The organism is Amaricoccus solimangrovi, assembly GCF_006385685.1.
Lineage (GTDB): Bacteria > Pseudomonadota > Alphaproteobacteria > Rhodobacterales > Rhodobacteraceae > Amaricoccus > Amaricoccus solimangrovi.
In genome coordinates this window covers 22,338-37,790 of record NZ_VFRP01000008.1, presented here as the reverse complement: position 1 = coordinate 37,790, position 15,453 = coordinate 22,338, and the positions used below count along the sequence as shown (strand labels likewise).

At 70.7% G+C, this 15,453-nt stretch carries 12 protein-coding genes and 1 pseudogene; 8 read left to right on the top strand and 5 right to left on the bottom strand.

Annotation, left to right across the window (positions count from 1 at the left end):
• Positions 1 to 14 precede the first annotated feature (14 nt).
• From FJM51_RS09945 to FJM51_RS09930, 4 genes and pseudogenes are all read left to right on the top strand, one after another.
• Positions 15 to 1,089, top strand: a pseudogene (locus FJM51_RS09945) (IS630 family transposase).
• Positions 1,074 to 1,730, top strand: a complete 657-nt coding sequence (locus FJM51_RS09940; protein ID WP_140453992.1) for an alanine racemase — start codon at positions 1,074 to 1,076, stop codon at positions 1,728 to 1,730. The pseudogene FJM51_RS09945 and the gene FJM51_RS09940 overlap by 16 nt, the downstream one beginning before the upstream one ends.
• Positions 1,727 to 3,019: a D-amino acid dehydrogenase gene (locus FJM51_RS09935; protein ID WP_140453991.1), complete on the top strand. Its 1,293-nt coding sequence runs from the start codon at positions 1,727 to 1,729 to the stop codon at positions 3,017 to 3,019. Before FJM51_RS09940 ends, FJM51_RS09935 begins: the two co-directional genes overlap by 4 nt.
• Before the next feature lie 192 nt (positions 3,020 to 3,211).
• Positions 3,212 to 4,009, top strand: a complete 798-nt coding sequence (locus FJM51_RS09930; RefSeq protein ID WP_140453990.1) for a TIM barrel protein — start codon at positions 3,212 to 3,214, stop codon at positions 4,007 to 4,009.
• 54 nt (positions 4,010 to 4,063) lie between these two features.
• Here FJM51_RS09930 and FJM51_RS09925 read toward each other — a convergent pair whose 3' ends face one another.
• The 4 genes from FJM51_RS09925 to FJM51_RS09910 all read right to left on the bottom strand — a co-directional run bounded on the left by FJM51_RS09925 (position 4,064) and on the right by FJM51_RS09910 (position 8,207).
• Positions 4,064 to 5,566 (bottom strand): tripartite tricarboxylate transporter permease, encoded by a 1,503-nt coding sequence (locus FJM51_RS09925; RefSeq protein ID WP_140453989.1) that lies wholly within the window; start codon positions 5,564 to 5,566, stop codon positions 4,064 to 4,066.
• Positions 5,566 to 6,078, bottom strand: coding sequence for a tripartite tricarboxylate transporter TctB family protein (locus FJM51_RS09920; RefSeq protein WP_140453988.1), 513 nt, complete (start codon positions 6,076 to 6,078; stop codon positions 5,566 to 5,568). Before FJM51_RS09920 ends, FJM51_RS09925 begins: the two co-directional genes overlap by 1 nt.
• Before the next feature lie 67 nt (positions 6,079 to 6,145).
• Positions 6,146 to 7,141 (bottom strand): Bug family tripartite tricarboxylate transporter substrate binding protein, encoded by a 996-nt coding sequence (locus FJM51_RS09915; protein WP_140453987.1) that lies wholly within the window; start codon positions 7,139 to 7,141, stop codon positions 6,146 to 6,148.
• A 400-nt stretch (positions 7,142 to 7,541) separates the two neighbouring features.
• Positions 7,542 to 8,207 (bottom strand): GntR family transcriptional regulator, encoded by a 666-nt coding sequence (locus FJM51_RS09910; protein ID WP_140453986.1) that lies wholly within the window; start codon positions 8,205 to 8,207, stop codon positions 7,542 to 7,544.
• A 129-nt stretch (positions 8,208 to 8,336) separates the two neighbouring features.
• Between FJM51_RS09910 and FJM51_RS09905 the strand changes: the two genes are divergently transcribed.
• From FJM51_RS09905 to madM, 4 genes are all read left to right on the top strand, one after another.
• Complete coding sequence (locus FJM51_RS09905; protein ID WP_233713065.1) at positions 8,337 to 9,671, top strand: malonyl-CoA decarboxylase; 1,335 nt, start codon at positions 8,337 to 8,339, stop codon at positions 9,669 to 9,671.
• A 26-nt stretch (positions 9,672 to 9,697) separates the two neighbouring features.
• Complete coding sequence (locus FJM51_RS09900; protein ID WP_140453985.1) at positions 9,698 to 11,233, top strand: malonate--CoA ligase; 1,536 nt, start codon at positions 9,698 to 9,700, stop codon at positions 11,231 to 11,233.
• Positions 11,234 to 11,319: 86 nt separating this feature from the next.
• Positions 11,320 to 11,739 carry a malonate transporter subunit MadL gene (madL, locus tag FJM51_RS09895; protein WP_140453984.1) on the top strand — a complete coding sequence of 140 codons (420 nt, stop codon included), beginning with the start codon at positions 11,320 to 11,322 and terminating at the stop codon, positions 11,737 to 11,739.
• Position 11,740: 1 nt separating this feature from the next.
• Positions 11,741 to 12,502 carry a malonate transporter subunit MadM gene (gene madM, locus FJM51_RS09890; RefSeq protein ID WP_140453983.1) on the top strand — a complete coding sequence of 254 codons (762 nt, stop codon included), beginning with the start codon at positions 11,741 to 11,743 and terminating at the stop codon, positions 12,500 to 12,502.
• Positions 12,503 to 12,685: 183 nt separating this feature from the next.
• Here madM and FJM51_RS09885 read toward each other — a convergent pair whose 3' ends face one another.
• Positions 12,686 to 15,304 carry an erythromycin esterase family protein gene (locus tag FJM51_RS09885; RefSeq protein WP_140453982.1) on the bottom strand — a complete coding sequence of 873 codons (2,619 nt, stop codon included), beginning with the start codon at positions 15,302 to 15,304 and terminating at the stop codon, positions 12,686 to 12,688.
• Positions 15,305 to 15,453: the final 149 nt, after the last annotated feature.

Below are 15,453 nucleotides of genomic sequence, written 5' to 3'. Positions count from 1 at the left end.
GTTGGGGTTTTTCCATGGCGGCGGCGATCGAGCTTCGGGGCGACTTTTCCGGTGATGAATTGCGACGACTGGCACGCGAGAGCCGGGATGCGAAGCAGGTCCGGCGGCTTCTGGCGCTGGCGGTGATCCGCGACGGCGGAAGCCGGACGGAGGCGGCCAGGATTGGCGGGGTCGGGCTCCAGATCGTGCGGGACTGGGTGCTGCGCTTCAACGCCGAGGGTCCGGACGGGCTCCTCGACCGCAAGGCGCCGGGCAAATCTCCGACGCTTTCGGCGGATCAGCGCACGGCACTGGCGCGGGTCGTCGAGGCTGGCCCGGAGCCGTGGCGCGACGGGGTGGTCCGCTGGCGGCTGATCGATCTGGTCCAGTGGCTCTGGGAAGAGTTCCGGGTCTCGGTGAGCGAGGCGACCGTGGGGCGGGAACTGCGCGCGCTCGGCTTCCGCAAGCTCTCCGCCCGGCCGCGCCACTACGCGCAGGATCCCGAAGCGGCGGAGGGCTTTAAAAAAGTCTCCCGGAGCGCGTGGCGGAGATCAGCGCCGCGCATCCCGGCAAGCGCATAGAGCTGTGGTTTCAAGACGAGGCCCGCGTCGGGCAGAAGAACAAGCTCACGCGCCGATGGGCCCGGCGCGGGACCCGGCCCCGGGCGCCGCATGACCAGCGCACCCAATGGGCGTATATCTTCGGGGCGATCTGCCCGGCCGAGGGCAAGGGCGCCGGACTGGTCATGCCCTTCTGCGACACCGCCGCGATGCGGGCGCATCTCGCCGAGATCAGCGCCATGGTCGCGCCCGACGCGCACGCCGTGCTGATCCTCGACCAGGCGGGATGGCATCTCGCCGGCGCTCTCGTCGTGCCGGACAATATCACGATCCTGCCCCTGCCGCCGCGCTCGCCAGAACTGAACCCTATGGAGAACATCTGGCAGTTTCTCCGCGAGAACTGGCTCTCGAACCGGTCTTCAAGGGCTACGACGACATCGTCGCCCATTGCTGCGATGCCTGGAACGACCTGATCGGCCAACCGTGGCGCATTCGATCCATAGGACGGCGCGACTGGGCCGAAGGGTTTGATCAATGCGCGTTGGTATGACTCCGCGCCTCCTCATGAGCCATCTCGCCTGCGCCGAACGGCGGGCTCACGAGATGAACCGCGCCCAGTTCGCGCGGTTCGAGGCGGCGCGGCGCCGGCTGCCCGCCGCGCCGGCGAGCCTCGCCAATTCCTCGGGCATCTTCCTCGGCGCCGATTTCCACTTCGAGCTCGCCCGTCCCGGCGCCGCGCTCTACGGCCTCGCCCCGGTCGCGGGCGAGGCGAACCCGATGCGGCCCGTCGTGCGTCTGTCGGGCCGGATCGTCCAGATCCGCGACATTCCCGTCGGCGCGAACGTCGGCTACGGCGCCGGCTGGACCGCCGCTCGGCCGAGCCGGATCGCCACCGTCTCGGTGGGCTATGCCGACGGCTATCTCCGCGGCCTCAGCCACCGGGCCATCGCCCATGTCGGCGAGACGGCCGTGCCACTCGTCGGCATCGTGTCGATGGACAGCGTCACCCTCGACGTGACCGACGCGCCCGAAGCAGCCGCGGGCGGCTTCGTCGAGCTGATCGGGCCGCGCAATCCGGTGGACGCCGTCGCCTCGGCGGCCGGCACGATCGGCTACGAAATCCTGACCTCGCTCGGCAGCCGCTATGCCCGCCGCTATGCCAACGCCCAGACCGAAAGGCTCTCCGCATGAAGATCGTCATCCTCGGCGGCGGTGTGATCGGCGTGACGAGTGCGTGGTATCTCGCGGCCGCCGGTCACGAGGTGACCCTGCTCGACCGCCAGCCGGGCCCCGCGCTCGAGACGAGCTTCGCCAACGCGGGCGAGATCTCGCCCGGTTACGCCTCGCCCTGGGCGGCGCCGGGCATCCCGGTGAAGGCGATCAAGTGGATGCTGATGCGGCACAGCCCGCTGCTCATCCATCCGAGCTTCGACGCGGCCTTCTGGCGCTTCGGCGTCGCGATGCTGCGCAACTGCACCGCCGCGCGCTACGCGGTGAACAAGAGCCGCATGGTCCCGATCGCCGAATACAGCCACGACATGCTGAAGGCGCTGCGCGCCGGGACCGGCGTCGCCTATGACGCGCGGACGCAAGGCACGCTGCAGCTGTTCCGGACCGAGAAGCTGATGGCCGGGGCCGCGAAGGACCAGAAGGTGCTGGACGCGCTCGGCGTGCCCAACATGCTGCTCGACCCGGAGGGCTGCGTCGCGGCCGAGCCGGCGCTGGCGCGGGTGCGTGAGAGGTTCGTCGGCGGCCTCAGGCTGCCGAACGACGAGACCGGGGACTGCTTCAAGTTCACCAACGCGCTGCGCGATCTCGCCGCCGCCCGGGGCGCCGAGTTCCGCCACGGCGTGAAGATCGAGCGTATCGTGGCCGAGGGTGGCCGCGTCGCCGGGGTCGCGACGAGCGCGGGCCTGGTGACCGGAGACGCCTATGTCCTCGCGCTCGGCAGCCATTCGCCGCTGATGCTGAGGGAGCATGGCATCGACCTGCCGGTCTACCCGGTGAAGGGCTATTCGCTGACAGTGCCGATCACCGATCCCTCGGGTGCGCCGCAATCGACGGTGATGGACGAGAAGCACAAGGTCGCGATCACCCGGCTCGGCGACCGGATCCGCGTCGGCGGCATGGCCGAACTCGACGGCTACTCGACCGAGCTGCACCCGAACCGCCGGGCGACGCTCGAACATGTCGTCTCGGACCTCTACCCCGCCGGCGGCGATGCGAAGGCGGGGAGCTTCTGGGCCGGCCACCGGCCGATGACGCCCGACGGACCCCCGGTGATCGGCCGGGCGAAATATCCGAACCTGTGGCTCAACACCGGCCATGGCACGCTGGGCTGGACCATGGCCTGCGGCTCGGGCGCCGTCCTCGCCGACCTGGTCTCGGGCCGCGCGCCGGAAATCGACGCCCGCCCGCTCGGGCTCGACCGCTATTCCGCGGTGCGCGGCGCCCGGTTCCCGAGGGCGCTCGCGGCCTGAGGCCTCCCGGCGGTACGTGACTTTGGGATAGGTTTTCATCCCGAAGCCGTCGCTTTCCATCCGGATTGATAGGTCCCCGCTCCTCCCGCCGATTGACCGGCGTGGAGATTGGGAGGATTTCTCCCCCCGACGCACGCGCGTTCCCATCCCGCGTCCCTTCCGCCACGCCCTCTACGCCTGAAAGGCAGATCCATGCGCTTCGCACTGAACCACATCACCACGCCGAAACTGCCGCTGCCCGAGTTCTTCGCGCTGGCGCGCGGGCTCGGCATCACCGAGGTCGAGATCCGCAACGACCTGCCCGACGTGCTCGGCGCCTGGAAGGCCGGGGACGTGAAGGCCGAGGCCGCGAAGGCGGGCGTCACCATCATCTCGATCAACGCGCTCTACCCGTTCAACGACTGGACCGGCGATCTGCCGGAGCGCGCGGTCGCCATGGCCGATTACGCGAAGGCGGCCGGGGCGAAGGCGCTGGTGATGTGCCCGCGCAACGACGGGACGAAGATCGGCCATGACAGGCTGGTCGAGGCGCTCACGGCGATGAAGCCGATCCTGGACGAGCGTGGGCTGACCGGCCTGGTCGAGCCGCTCGGCTTCCCCGTTTCCTCGATGCGCACCAAGGCAGAGGCGGTGACGGCGATCCGGGAGGCCGGCGGCGAGGGCACCTACAAGCTCGTGCACGACACCTTCCACCACCATCTCGCGGGCGAGACCGAGTTCTTTCCCGAGATGACGGGGCTCGTGCACATCTCCGGCGTGACCAATCCCGCCGTGGCCGTCGCCGACATGCTCGACGCGCACCGCGTGCTGGTCGACGGCGCCGACCGGCTCGGAAACCTGCCCCAGGTCCGCGAACTGCTCGCGCTCGGCTACGAAGGCCCGTTCAGCTTCGAGCCCTTCGCCACCGAGGTGCACGAACTCGCCGATCCCGAGGCCGCCGTCCGCGCCAGCATGGATCATGTCGGGGCCAGCCTGACGGCCGCGGCCTGAGGGCTTTTTCCTCCGCCGGGCGCCGCCCGCCTCGCAGGGCGAGCGGCTCCCGCGTCACGCCCGCCGGAACAGGCGCCGGATCCAGCCGAGGACCGGCGTCTGGCTCAGCACGGTCAGCACGACCGCGGCGAAGAGCACGAGCGACAGCGGGCTCGCGAACATGTTGGCGAAAAAGCTCCCCAAATGCTCCTGCTCGGAGATGATCGCGCGGCGCCAGTTCTCGTCGATCAGCCGCGCGAGGATCACGCCGAGGATGACCGGCCCGACCTGATAGCCGTACTGCTTCATGAAGTAGCCGAGCACCCCGAAGCCCAGCATCCAGTAGACATCGGTCACCGAGTTGTTGACCGCGTAGGCGCCGACGACGGAGAGCAGCAGGATCAGCGGGATCAGGATTCCCTTCGGGATCTCGACGATCTTCGTGAAGATCCGGATGCCGGTCAGTCCGAAGATCAGCATGAAGACGCAGGCGAGCACCAGATTGCCGACCATGAACCAGAACATGTGCGGCTGCTCGATCATCAGCATCGGCCCGGGGTTCAGCCCGTGGATGAAGAGCGCGCCGATGAAGATCGCGGTGACCGCGTCGCCGGGGATGCCGAGCGTCAGCATCGGGATGAAGGCGCCGCCGACCGCCGCGTTGTTGGCACTCTCGGGCGCGACGAGCCCCTCGCGCGCGCCCTTGCCGAAGGGCACCTCGGGATCGCGCACCGTCCGCTTGGCGTAGTCATAGGCCATGAGCGCGGCGATGTCGCCGCCGACGCCCGGCAGGGCGCCGATGATCACGCCGATCATCGAGGTCTGGAGGCTGAGCGGCAGGTAGCGGCGGAGCGACGCCCAGGAGGGAACGATCCGGGTGATCTTCTGCTTGATGGCGGGAAGCTCGAGCTGGCGGAGCTGGCCGAGCGCCTCGGCGACGCCGAAGAGCCCGATCATCACCGCGACGAAGGAAATGCCGTTCCAGAGTTCCGTGAAGCCGAAGGTGAAGCGCTCCTCCGCCGTCAGCGGGTCGAGCCCGACGGTGCCGATCAGCATGCCGAAGGCGCCGGCGACCACCCCCTTGGCGAGGCTCTCGCCCGACAGCGATCCGACGAGCAGGATGCCGAGGATCGCGAGCAGCATGTAGTCGCGCGGCTGGAAGGTCAGCGCGAAGTCCGAGATGATCGGCGCGCCGATCGCGAGCAGGGCGATGCCGACCATTCCCCCGAAGAAGGACATCACCGTCGAGATGCCGATCGCCTCGCCCGCCTCGCCGCGCTGCGCCAGCGGATAGCCGTCGAGCGCGGTGGCGATCGCCGATGGCGCGCCCGGGATGTTGAGCAGGATCGCCGTCCGCGAGCCGCCGTAGACGCCGCCCATGAAGATGCCGACCATCAGGCAGAGCGCGTCGTTCACGTCCCAGGAGAAGGTGAAGGAGATCAGGATCGACACCGCCATGGTGACCGAGAGCCCGGGGATCGCGCCGATGTAGATCCCCGCGAAGGTGCCGGCGGCGATCAGGAAGAGCAGCCAGGGGTCGAACCAGGCGGTGGTGAAATAGCTGAGGGCCTCGGTCATCACGGAGCCTCCGGGGCCGGGTGGTGGCGGAACATCGCGAGGATCTCGTCCTCGGGCACGATCCCCTGCGGCAGCACGACCTGGAAGACCAGCCGGAAGACGATATAGACGAGCGCGAGCGAGGCGAGGGCGATGATCAGGCTCCGGAGCCAGGAGGCGCGGTAGAGGAGCTTCATCGCGAGGATCAGGAACAGGAAGGATGCCGGCAGGAAGCCGAGCGGCACCAGCGCCGCGGCGTAGGCGATCACCAGCGCGGTGAAGAGCACGACCGTCCTCGGCAGGATCTCCTCGCCCGAGAGCCGGCCGCGCCTTCGGGCATTGCCGATCACGACGAGGGAAGCGGAGAAGACCATCACCGCCGAGGCGGCCATCGGGAAGGCGCCGGGCGAACTGAGCGCCGAGAAGCCCGCGATCGTGTATGATTTCCAGAGCAGCAGGACGCTGACGACGAGCACGACGAGGCCGAACGCGTCCTCGCCCCGGTGCTTCACGTGATGTTCGTGGTAATCCATGATTCCTCCGCCGGATTGAGCCGTTCGCCGCCCGGCGCGCGGATCGGGCGCGCGCCGGGCGTACCGGTCAGGGCTTCGGGATGCCGAATTCCTCCGGCGACTTCTTCGCAATGCCCGCGTCGTAGACGAGCCACGAGGTCACCGACTGCCAGCGGTCGAGGAACGCGCGCGCCTCCTCGCCCGAGAGGTTCATCAGCTTGTAGCCGCGCTCGTCCATCAGCTTCTTGAAGTCATCGGATTCGGCGCCGGCCCTGTAGGCCGCGGTCAGCTTCTCGACGGCTTCGGGCGGAGTGCCCTCCTTGACGAAGACGCCGAAGAACGGGCCCCAGGGGAGGTAAGTGGCGATGTCAGGGAGCGTGTCGGTGACGGGCGGCACGTCCGGCAGCACCGGATTGGCCTCCGTCTCGATGACGGCGAGCGGCTTGATCCGCCCGGCCTTGATGTTCTCGAGCGCGGCGCCGAGCACGGCCGGCATCACGTCGATCGCGCCGCCCATCAGCGCGGTCAGCGCCGGGCCGTCGCCGTCGTAGGGCACCGCCGTCATCGGCAGGTCCGTCTGGCTCTGCAGCATCGCGGTCACGACCGAGGGCAGGCCGCCCGGCCCGGTCGAGCCGACCTTGACCTCGCCCGGATGGGCCTGGGCGTAGTCGATCAGCTCCTTCAGGGTGCCGTAGGGCGCGTCGTTCTTGGCGACGAGGATCGGCACGCCGCGCGCCAGGATGTCGATCGGGACGAAGCTCGAATAGTCGATGTCGCCGAGGCCCATGACCTTGTAGAGCTGGGGGTTCTCCGCGCCCATCAGCAGCGTGTAGCCATCCGCCTTCTGCGCGTAGACGAATTTCGTCGCGATCGCGCCGACGCCGCCGGTCTTGTTCTGCATCACCACGTCGGCGCCGAGCACCTCCTCGGCATGCGGCGTGACGGAGCGCATCACCACGTCGGTGGATCCGCCCGCGCCCCACTGGATGATGCCCTGCAGGTCCTTGGCCGGAAAGTCCTGGGCCACCACCGGACCCGCGACAACCATCGTGAGCGCGGCCGCGCCCACCAGCAATCTCCTCATGGAATCCTCCCTTTGGTCTTCCGGTTCTTGAGGGGAGCGAATTGTCTCCACCTCGGGCCAGAGTAAGCGCGAAGCCGCCATGGACCTAGTGCGGAAATGACCGCTTGCATAACATCATGTTACGCCCGGCCGGCGAAAGGCCCGCCGCGGTCCGTGCCCGACCGGCGGAGGCGGGAACCGGTTCCAGCTTCGGGCGGGACGCAGCCTCCCGGTCGCCCGCGCACGCTCCCCTCGCGCGAATCCCGACCAGCTGAACGCCATGCGCTCGGCGCGATGACGGGATGGCTCTTGTATCATAATGCTTGTTCCGCGTCGCCGCGCCGAGCAGGCGGCGACGCCCGGATCCGCGAGATCCAGGGGCGCGGCCAGGCACGCCGCGCCGCGCCCGCGCGCCGGCCGCCTATCCGGCTCGGCGCGCCTGACGGAGCGCGGCGAGGAGGTCGTGGAACCGGTCGCCCTGCACCACGACATGGTCGCGCATCGCCTCCCCGGCCGCGGCGTCGTCGCCGGCGCGGATCGCCCGGACCACCGCCTCGTGCTCGTCGAAGGAGCGGCCGAGGCGATTGCGCACCTGCAGCTGCATCCGCCGGTAGGGCTGCAGCATCGCGTGCAGACGGCCGGCCTCGCGCGCGAGAAAGGCGTTGTGGGTGGCGCGGTAGAGGCAATGGTGGAAGGCCGAGTTCTCGGCGTAATAGGCGTCGATGTCGCCCGCCTCGGCCAGACGGTGGCAGGAGGCGTGCAGCGCCTCGAGTTCGGCCAGTTCGGTATCGGTGATCCGCCGGGCGGCGAGCCGGGCGCAGGAGGCCTCGACCTCGGCCATCATCTCGAACCGCTCGGCCAGTTCCTCCGGACTCCATTCCGAGACGAAGGTGCCGCGCTTGGCGGCGACCCGGACGAGACCCGAGGCCTCGAGCTGCTGCAGCGCCTCGCGGATCGGGGTGCGCGACACGTCGAACTCCCGGGCCAGCGCCTCGGGATCGAGCTTCGCCCCGGGAGCGAATCGCCCGTCCACGATCGCGTTCTCCAGCGCCTCGCGGATCCGGACCACGTTCGGCAGCGTGCTCATCGCGGCGCCAGTCTCCTCTGCCAAGCCTCTCATTTCTAGGGACTCCTCGGATCAACATCCAGATGCGGTTTGTTATATACAACAGAACCAATCAGGCGTATAACATTACCAACGACCCAGGAGGAACCCGTGCCAAAGCCGAACATCGCCTTCCTGCAGGACCTCATCCAGAGCATCGGCGCCAATGTGCGGCCGCGGCTCGCGCGCCCCGCCGCCGTTTCCGAGACCCCCGCCGGCCCCCGCCTCGCCGCCGCCTGCGCGCGGCTGATGCGCCCGAGCGGCGAGGCCTCGCGGATCGCGGTGGCCGGCGAGGCGCTCGACGCCTTCGACGCGCTCGACGCGGCCGGCCGCGCCGCCTTCTTCCGGGCGCTTCTCGACGACTACGGCGCCGATCCGGCCCAGGTCCGCGCGGCCTACGCGGCCTGGGACGCGGCCCCGGACCAGGCCGCGCTGGCCCGGCTCTTCGCCGCGGTCGAGCCGCGCCGCCAGACGCTGCTCCGCCGGCTCAACCTCGCGCCCGGCGGCACGCTCAGGCTCGTGCGCATGCGCGCGAGCCTGCTCGAGGCGCTGCGGGGCGAGCCTTCGCTCGCGCCGCTCGACATCGATTTCGATCATCTGCTCGCCTCGTGGTTCAACCGCGGCTTCCTCGTGATGCGACGCATCGACTGGAACACGCCGGCGGCGATCCTCGAGAAGATCGTCGCCTACGAGGCGGTGCACGAGATCCGCGACTGGGACGACCTGCGCCGCCGTCTCGATCCGGAGGATCGCCGCTGCTACGCCTTCTTCCACCCGGCGACCGGCGACGAGCCGCTGATCTTCGTCGAGGTGGCGCTCTGCGCGGGCATTCCCGATGCGATCGGCCCGCTCATCGCCGCGGGCGGGGCGGCCGAGGGGGCGGCGGCGGAGGCCGACACGGCGGTCTTCTATTCGATCAGCAACTGCCAGCCGGGCCTCAAGGGCGTGTCCTTCGGCAACTTCCTCATCAAGCAGGTGGTGCGCGACCTGCGGGAGGACCTGCCCGGGCTCGAGACCTTCGTCACGCTCTCGCCCGCGCCGGGCTTCGCCGCCTGGCTCGCGGCGGAGGAGGATCCGGAGGCCCGCGCGCTGTCCGCGACGCTGGCCGGGGAGAACTGGCGCGAGGACCTGGGGCTCCAGGCCGCGCTCGCGCCCCGGATCCAGCTCTGGGCCGCGCGTTATTTCGTCGAGGCCAGGACGAAGCGCGGGGCGCCGGTCGATCCGGTCGCGCGTTTCCACCTCGGCAACGGCGCCTCGGCGCACCGGATCAACTGGCCGGCCGATTTCGCGCCGAGCGCCCTCAAGCGCGCCCATGGCCTGATGATCAACTACCTCTACGAACTCGACGCCATCGAGGCCCGGCACGAGGCCTTCGCCGCCGATGGCACCATCGCCCACGGCCCCGAGGTGCGGCGCGCGCTGTCCGCCCGCTCCTCCGCCGCCTGATCCCCCCAACGGAAGCGAGACGCATCATGACGACCACCCTCATCGAGATGTTCGAGCGGAGTTGCCGCGCCCAGGGCGACAAGGCGCTCTTCGAACGCCCCGGCCTCGCGCCGATCGGCTTCGCCGAGGCGCTCGACCGGAGCCGCCGACTCGCCCGCGTGCTCCGGGACCTCGGCGTGCGCCCCGGCGACCGCGTCGCGGTCCAGGTCGACAAGAGCCCCGAGGCGATCCTGCTCTATCTCGCGACGCTGACGGCGGGGGGTGTCTTCCTGCCGCTCAACACCGCCTATACCGGCGCCGAGATCGACTATTTCCTCGGCGACGCCGAGCCGCGGCTCTTCGTCTGCCGCCCGGAGACGCTCGAGGCGCATGCCGGCCGCGCGACGGAAAGCCTCGCGGTCGAGACCCTCGGCGCGGCGGGCGAGGGCACGCTGATGGACCGGCTCGCGGCGGCGGAGCCGCTGGCGGAACGGGCCGCGCCCGGCGCGGAGGATCCGGCGGCGATCCTCTACACCTCCGGCACCACCGGGCGCTCCAAGGGCGCGGTGCTGACGCATGGCAATCTCGCCTCCAACTGCGCCGCGCTTCTCGACTGCTGGCGCTTCACCGAGCGCGACCGGCTGATCCACGCGCTGCCGATCTTCCATACCCACGGGCTCTTCGTCGCCGCCAACATGGCGCTCGCCGCCGGGGCGACGATGATCTTCCTGACCCGGTTCGACGCGGACGAGATCATCACCGAGATGGCGGATGCGACCGTGCTGATGGGCGTGCCGACCTTCTACACCCGCCTCGTCCAGTCGCCGCGGCTCGACGCGGTCTCGACCGCCGGAATGCGGCTCTTCGTCTCCGGCTCGGCCCCGCTGCTCGCCGATACCCACGCCGAATTCTCGGCGCGGACCGGCCATGCGATCCTCGAGCGCTACGGCATGACCGAGACCTGCATGATCGCCTCCAACCCCTATGACGGCGCGCGCCGCCCCGGCGCGGTCGGCTTCGCGCTGCCCGGCGTCGAGATCCGCGTCGCCGACCGCGAGACCGGCGCGCCCCTGCCCCAGGGCGAGATCGGCGCGATCGAGGTGCGCGGCCCGAACGTCTTCGCGGGCTACTGGCGGATGCCGGAGAAGACCGCGGCCGAATTCCGCCCCGACGGTTTCTTCATCACCGGCGACCTTGGCCTGATCGACGCGGAGGGCTACCTGCGCATCGTCGGCCGCGACAAGGATCTCGTGATCTCGGGCGGCTACAACGTCTATCCGAAGGAGATCGAGGCGCTGATCGACGAACTGCCGGGCGTGCTCGAATCCGCCGTGATCGGCCTGCCGCATCCGGATCTCGGCGAGGGCGTCACCGCCGTCGTCGTGCCGCGCGAGGGCGAGAGCGTCGATCCCGCCGGCCTCGCCGCCGCGCTCGCGGACCGGCTCGCGCGCTACAAGCAGCCCAAGCGGGTCATTCTCGCCGATGAACTGCCCCGCAACGTGATGGGCAAGGTGCAGAAGGCGGAACTTCGCAAGCGCCACGCCGCGCTCTATCAGCCGGCGGAGGCGCTGGCGGCGGGCTGAGCCCCGGCGGGGCCGAAAGGCCTCGCTTCCCCGGGAGGGCGCGACTCCCGAAAGACAGAACAAAGATACAACTCGGAGGAATACCAATGATCATCTATGGCGTCGCCATCCTGTCCGCCTGCCTGCTGGCCGGCGTGTTCGTGGGCGACCTTCTCGGCAATCTCATCGGCGTGCAGGCCAATGTCGGCGGCGTCGGCTTCGCGATGCTGCTCCTGATCTTCATCACCGACTACCTGCGGCGCAGGAAGGCCTTCTGCGAGATCTCGCAGATGGGCATCGGCTTCTGGAGCGCGATGTACATCCCCATCGTCGTCGCCATGGCCGCGCAGCAGAACGTGGTCGCGGCCGTTTCCGGCGGCCCGGCCGCGATCCTCGCGGGCGTCCTGACGGCGGCGGTCTGCGTCGCGCTGGTTCCCGTCATCGCCCGCGTCGGCGGCCGATCCGCGACCGCCCCGGAAACCCGTTCCGATACCGCCCCCGCCATCGCTCCCGAGAAGGCCTGCTGAGATGACCGACCTGTCCGAACTCCTGATCAAGAACGGCCTGCTCTTCGCCTTCTCCTTCGTCGGCCTGACGATGTGGCTCTGCTACTGGGTCTCGAAGCGCTTCACCAACGGCCGGATCCACGGCTCCGCCATCGCCATCCTCGCGGGCCTCGCGCTGGCCTGGGTCGGCGGCACGCTCACCGGCGGCTCCAAGGGCCTCGCCGACATCCCGCTCTTCGCCGGGATCGGCCTGATGGGCGGCGCGATGCTGCGCGACTTCGCCATCGTCGCCACCGCCTTCGGGGTCGATTTCTCCGAGATCCGCCGGGCGGGTCTCTCGGGCGTCGTCTCGCTCTTCGCGGGCGTCTTCGTCTCCTTCGCGGTCGGGGCGCTCGTCGCCTATGGCTTCGGCTATACCGACCCGGTCTCGATGACCACGATCGGCGCCGGCGCCGCGACCTATATCGTCGGCCCCGTCACCGGCACCGCGCTCGGCGCCTCCTCCGAGGTCATCGCGCTCAGCGTCGCCGCCGGGCTCGTCAAGTCGGTGCTGGTGATGATCGGCACGCCCTTCGTCGCCCGCTCGATCGGCCTCGACAACGCGCGCACCGCGATGGTCTTCGGCGGGCTCATGGGCACGACGAGCGGCGTCGCCGGCGGCCTCGCCGCCACCGACCCGCGCCTCGTCCCCTATGGCGCGATGACGGCGACCTTCTACACCGGCCTCGGCTGCCTGCTCGGACCCTCGCTCATCTTCTTCGCGATCCGCGCCATCGCGGGCTGAGCAATGGCCCCTCCGGCCGCGATCCGTCGGGATGAAGCGGCCGGTCTTCCCCGACTTCGGGGAGCACGCTCCCGGCCGTGAGCCGGCCCCCGATCAGGCCGGCGTGGAGGACGGCACGGCGATCGCCGCGCCGTCCATTTCGCCCGCCGCGCCTCGCCGGTCCCCGACGGGCCGATGACGCTCTCAGAGGCCGAAGGGATAGGTCTCATCCTCGCCCGCCGTCGCCCGCCCGGGGAGCGGCGTGACCGCGCGGGTTTCGTCGAACCAGACGAAGGCGTCGTACTGCTCCGGAAGCGAGGCACGGGAATAGTGGCTCCAGCGTTCGGTCTCGGGCCGGTAGATGACACCGATGTAGCGCTCGAGCCGCGGCTCGGCGAGCGCCTGCCCGAGGTCGGGCGCGAGGTCCGCGCAGGGCAGCAGGAACCGCTCCTCGCCAAGGTCGTGGCAGAGCGCCTCGTAGCTGTCCGCCCGGGAGGGGCGCACGTTCATGATCTCCATCGCCCCGTCCCATTCGGACGCGGCGGCGACCGTTCCCGAATGGGTGCCGAAGCCGATCAGCGCGGCGTCGCGCCCGTATGCCTGGCGGCAGAGCTGGCCGATGTTGATCTCGCCCCGCTCGGATCCCATGTCGGTGAACCGCGCGTCCCCGATATGGGAATTGTGCGCCCAGACCACCGCCCTGCTCTCCGGCCCCGCCCGCTCGAGCACCCGCCCGAGCGTGTCGAACATGTGCCGGTCGCGCAGATTCCACGATTCACGCGAGCCGTAATACATCGCCCGGTAGTAGCGCTCCGCGCTCGTCACCAGCCGCGCGTTCTGCGCCGCGTCGAAGAACTGCTCGCCGTCGCGTTCCGCGTAGCTCAGCCGCTTCGCCAGCAGATCGGTCAGCGCGCGCGTGACCGGCGCCTCGCAGAGCGCGTAGCCCTTGCTGAGCGCGGCGCGCCCGTAGGCGGCGAATTCCCGCGACCACGGCGCGAGGCAGCCGTACTGGACGCGCGCCTCCCGCCCCGCCGGGGGATCGACCCGGTCGAGATAGGCGAGCACGGCCGCGATCGAGGCGGTCATGCCGTAGAGATCGAGGCCATGGAACCCGACCTGCTCCCCCGGCGGCTTCGCAGCGTTGTGGCGGCGCAGGAATTCCACGAAATCCTCGACCTCCCGGTTGCGCCACATCCAGGTCGGAAACCGGGTGAACGGCGGCTCGGACGGCGCCGCCGCGGACCGCCGCTGGATGTGGCGGTCGATCGCCGCCGCGTCGGGCCAGTCGGCCTCCACCGCGACGATCCCGAAGCCGTGACGCTCGATCAGGCGCCGGGTGATGGCGGCGCGGGCGCGGTAGAATTCGGAGGTGCCATGCGACGCCTCGCCGAGGAGCACGACGCGGGCCGAGGCGAAACGCTCGAAAGCATCCGCGAAGGCGGGATCGTCGAGGGCGGGAAGCGGCGTCACCGCGCCGCGCAGCCGCCCGGCGAGCGATGGCTGTCTCGCCCGCGGCGCGGGCGGGGGTCGCGCCGCCGCGTGCTGCTCGCACCAGCTCGCCGCGAGATCGGCGACGGTGTCGAGCGCGCCGGGCTCATCGAACAGGGGGCCGGCGCCGGGAACCACCCGCAGCAGCTTCTCGCAGGTCAGCGCCGCCAGCGTCTGGCGGTTCAGCTCCAGCACGTGCCGGTCCTCGCCGCCGACGATCAGCAGCGTCGGCGAGCGGACGGCGACGAGGCGCGTGCCGGCGAGGTCCCCCCGTCCGCCCCTGGCGACGATGGCCCCGATCCTGTCGCCAAGCTCGGCCGCCGCGAGCAGCGCCGCCCCGGCGCCCGTGCCGACCCCGAGGAGGCCGAGCGGCAGGACGGCGACATCGGGCTCGCCGCTCACGTAGAGCACGGCCTCGACGACGCGTTCCGCCAGCAGCGGGATGTCGAAGACGTTCCGGCGGTCCCGTGTCTCGGCCGGCGTCAGCGGGTCGAAGCGCAGCGTGGCGAAACCCCGCGCCTCGAGCGTCCCGGCGACGGCGGCGTCGCGCGGGTCGAGCCGGCCGGAACCGTCGTGGACGAAGAGCACCAGACCCCGCGGCGTGGCCGGCACGCGGAGATCGCCGGCGAGACCGAGCGGCGGCACCGCGACCTCGCGGGCGGCGGGCGGATCGGCCTGCTCCGCCCAGTACCGGCGGAGCAGCCCGACCGTCTCCTCGTCGGTGAGCTGGTGGAAGTCGTGATAGAAGGCGCCGACACCCTCGAAATGCCGCGCGGGACGGGCGCAGACGACCAGGTCGGCCTGTTCCCGGATCTCGTTCAACGCATCCTCCGGCGCCACGGGCAGCGCGACGCAGACCTTCGCCGCGCCGCGCCGCCTGAGCGAGATCAGCGCGGCCTTCATCGTCGCGCCGGTGGCGAGGCCGTCGTCGACGACGATCGCGGCGCGGCCGGCGGGGCTGACTGGCGGACGGTCGGCGAGATAGCGCGCCCGCCGCCGCTCGAGCTCCGCGAGTTCGCGCGCGCGGGCGCGTTCGAGGAAGGCGTCGTCCGCGCGCGCGCGGCGCCGCACCTCCTCGTTGATCACGGTCCGGGGATCCTCGCCGTCGACGACCGCGCCGAGCGCCACCTCCGGCGAGCCGGGAGCGCCGATCTTGCGGACGAGAATGAGGTCGAGCGGCGCGCGCAGCGCGCGGGCGACCTCGACCGCCACGGGAACGCCGCCCCGGGGCAAGGCATAGACCACCGGCCGTTCCAGGGTCATCGGCGCGAGCAGCGCCGCCAGCCGCCGGCCGGCGGCGGATCGATCGGCGAATCTCTCGCGCGACGTGTCCATGCCTCGGGCCCTCCGGAGCCGCCCGCCCCTGATCCGGCCAGTCCGCCTCGCCGACTGCCGGGCGCGGGGGCGGCGGCTTCTCTCCGGATGCTACCCCCCTCAAGGACCGGGTGGCAATGCCGCCGAGGGTGAGCCTCCGGGGGCCCGTG

What these genes read in the sequence shown, in the direction of transcription:
- madL (WP_140453984.1), top strand. Translation starts at nt 11,320, where the DNA reads ATGATCATCTATGGCGTCGCCATCCTGTCCGCCTGCCTGCTGGCCGGC.
- FJM51_RS09910 (WP_140453986.1), bottom strand. Translation starts at nt 8,207, where the DNA reads ATGAGCACGCTGCCGAACGTGGTCCGGATCCGCGAGGCGCTGGAGAAC.
- madM (WP_140453983.1), top strand. Translation starts at nt 11,741, where the DNA reads ATGACCGACCTGTCCGAACTCCTGATCAAGAACGGCCTGCTCTTCGCC.
- FJM51_RS09920 (WP_140453988.1), bottom strand. Translation starts at nt 6,078, where the DNA reads ATGGATTACCACGAACATCACGTGAAGCACCGGGGCGAGGACGCGTTC.
- FJM51_RS09915 (WP_140453987.1), bottom strand. Translation starts at nt 7,141, where the DNA reads ATGAGGAGATTGCTGGTGGGCGCGGCCGCGCTCACGATGGTTGTCGCG.
- FJM51_RS09935 (WP_140453991.1), top strand. Translation starts at nt 1,727, where the DNA reads ATGAAGATCGTCATCCTCGGCGGCGGTGTGATCGGCGTGACGAGTGCG.
- FJM51_RS09925 (WP_140453989.1), bottom strand. Translation starts at nt 5,566, where the DNA reads ATGACCGAGGCCCTCAGCTATTTCACCACCGCCTGGTTCGACCCCTGG.
- FJM51_RS09885 (WP_140453982.1), bottom strand. Translation starts at nt 15,304, where the DNA reads ATGGACACGTCGCGCGAGAGATTCGCCGATCGATCCGCCGCCGGCCGG.
- FJM51_RS09930 (WP_140453990.1), top strand. Translation starts at nt 3,212, where the DNA reads ATGCGCTTCGCACTGAACCACATCACCACGCCGAAACTGCCGCTGCCC.
- FJM51_RS09940 (WP_140453992.1), top strand. Translation starts at nt 1,074, where the DNA reads ATGCGCGTTGGTATGACTCCGCGCCTCCTCATGAGCCATCTCGCCTGC.
- FJM51_RS09900 (WP_140453985.1), top strand. Translation starts at nt 9,698, where the DNA reads ATGACGACCACCCTCATCGAGATGTTCGAGCGGAGTTGCCGCGCCCAG.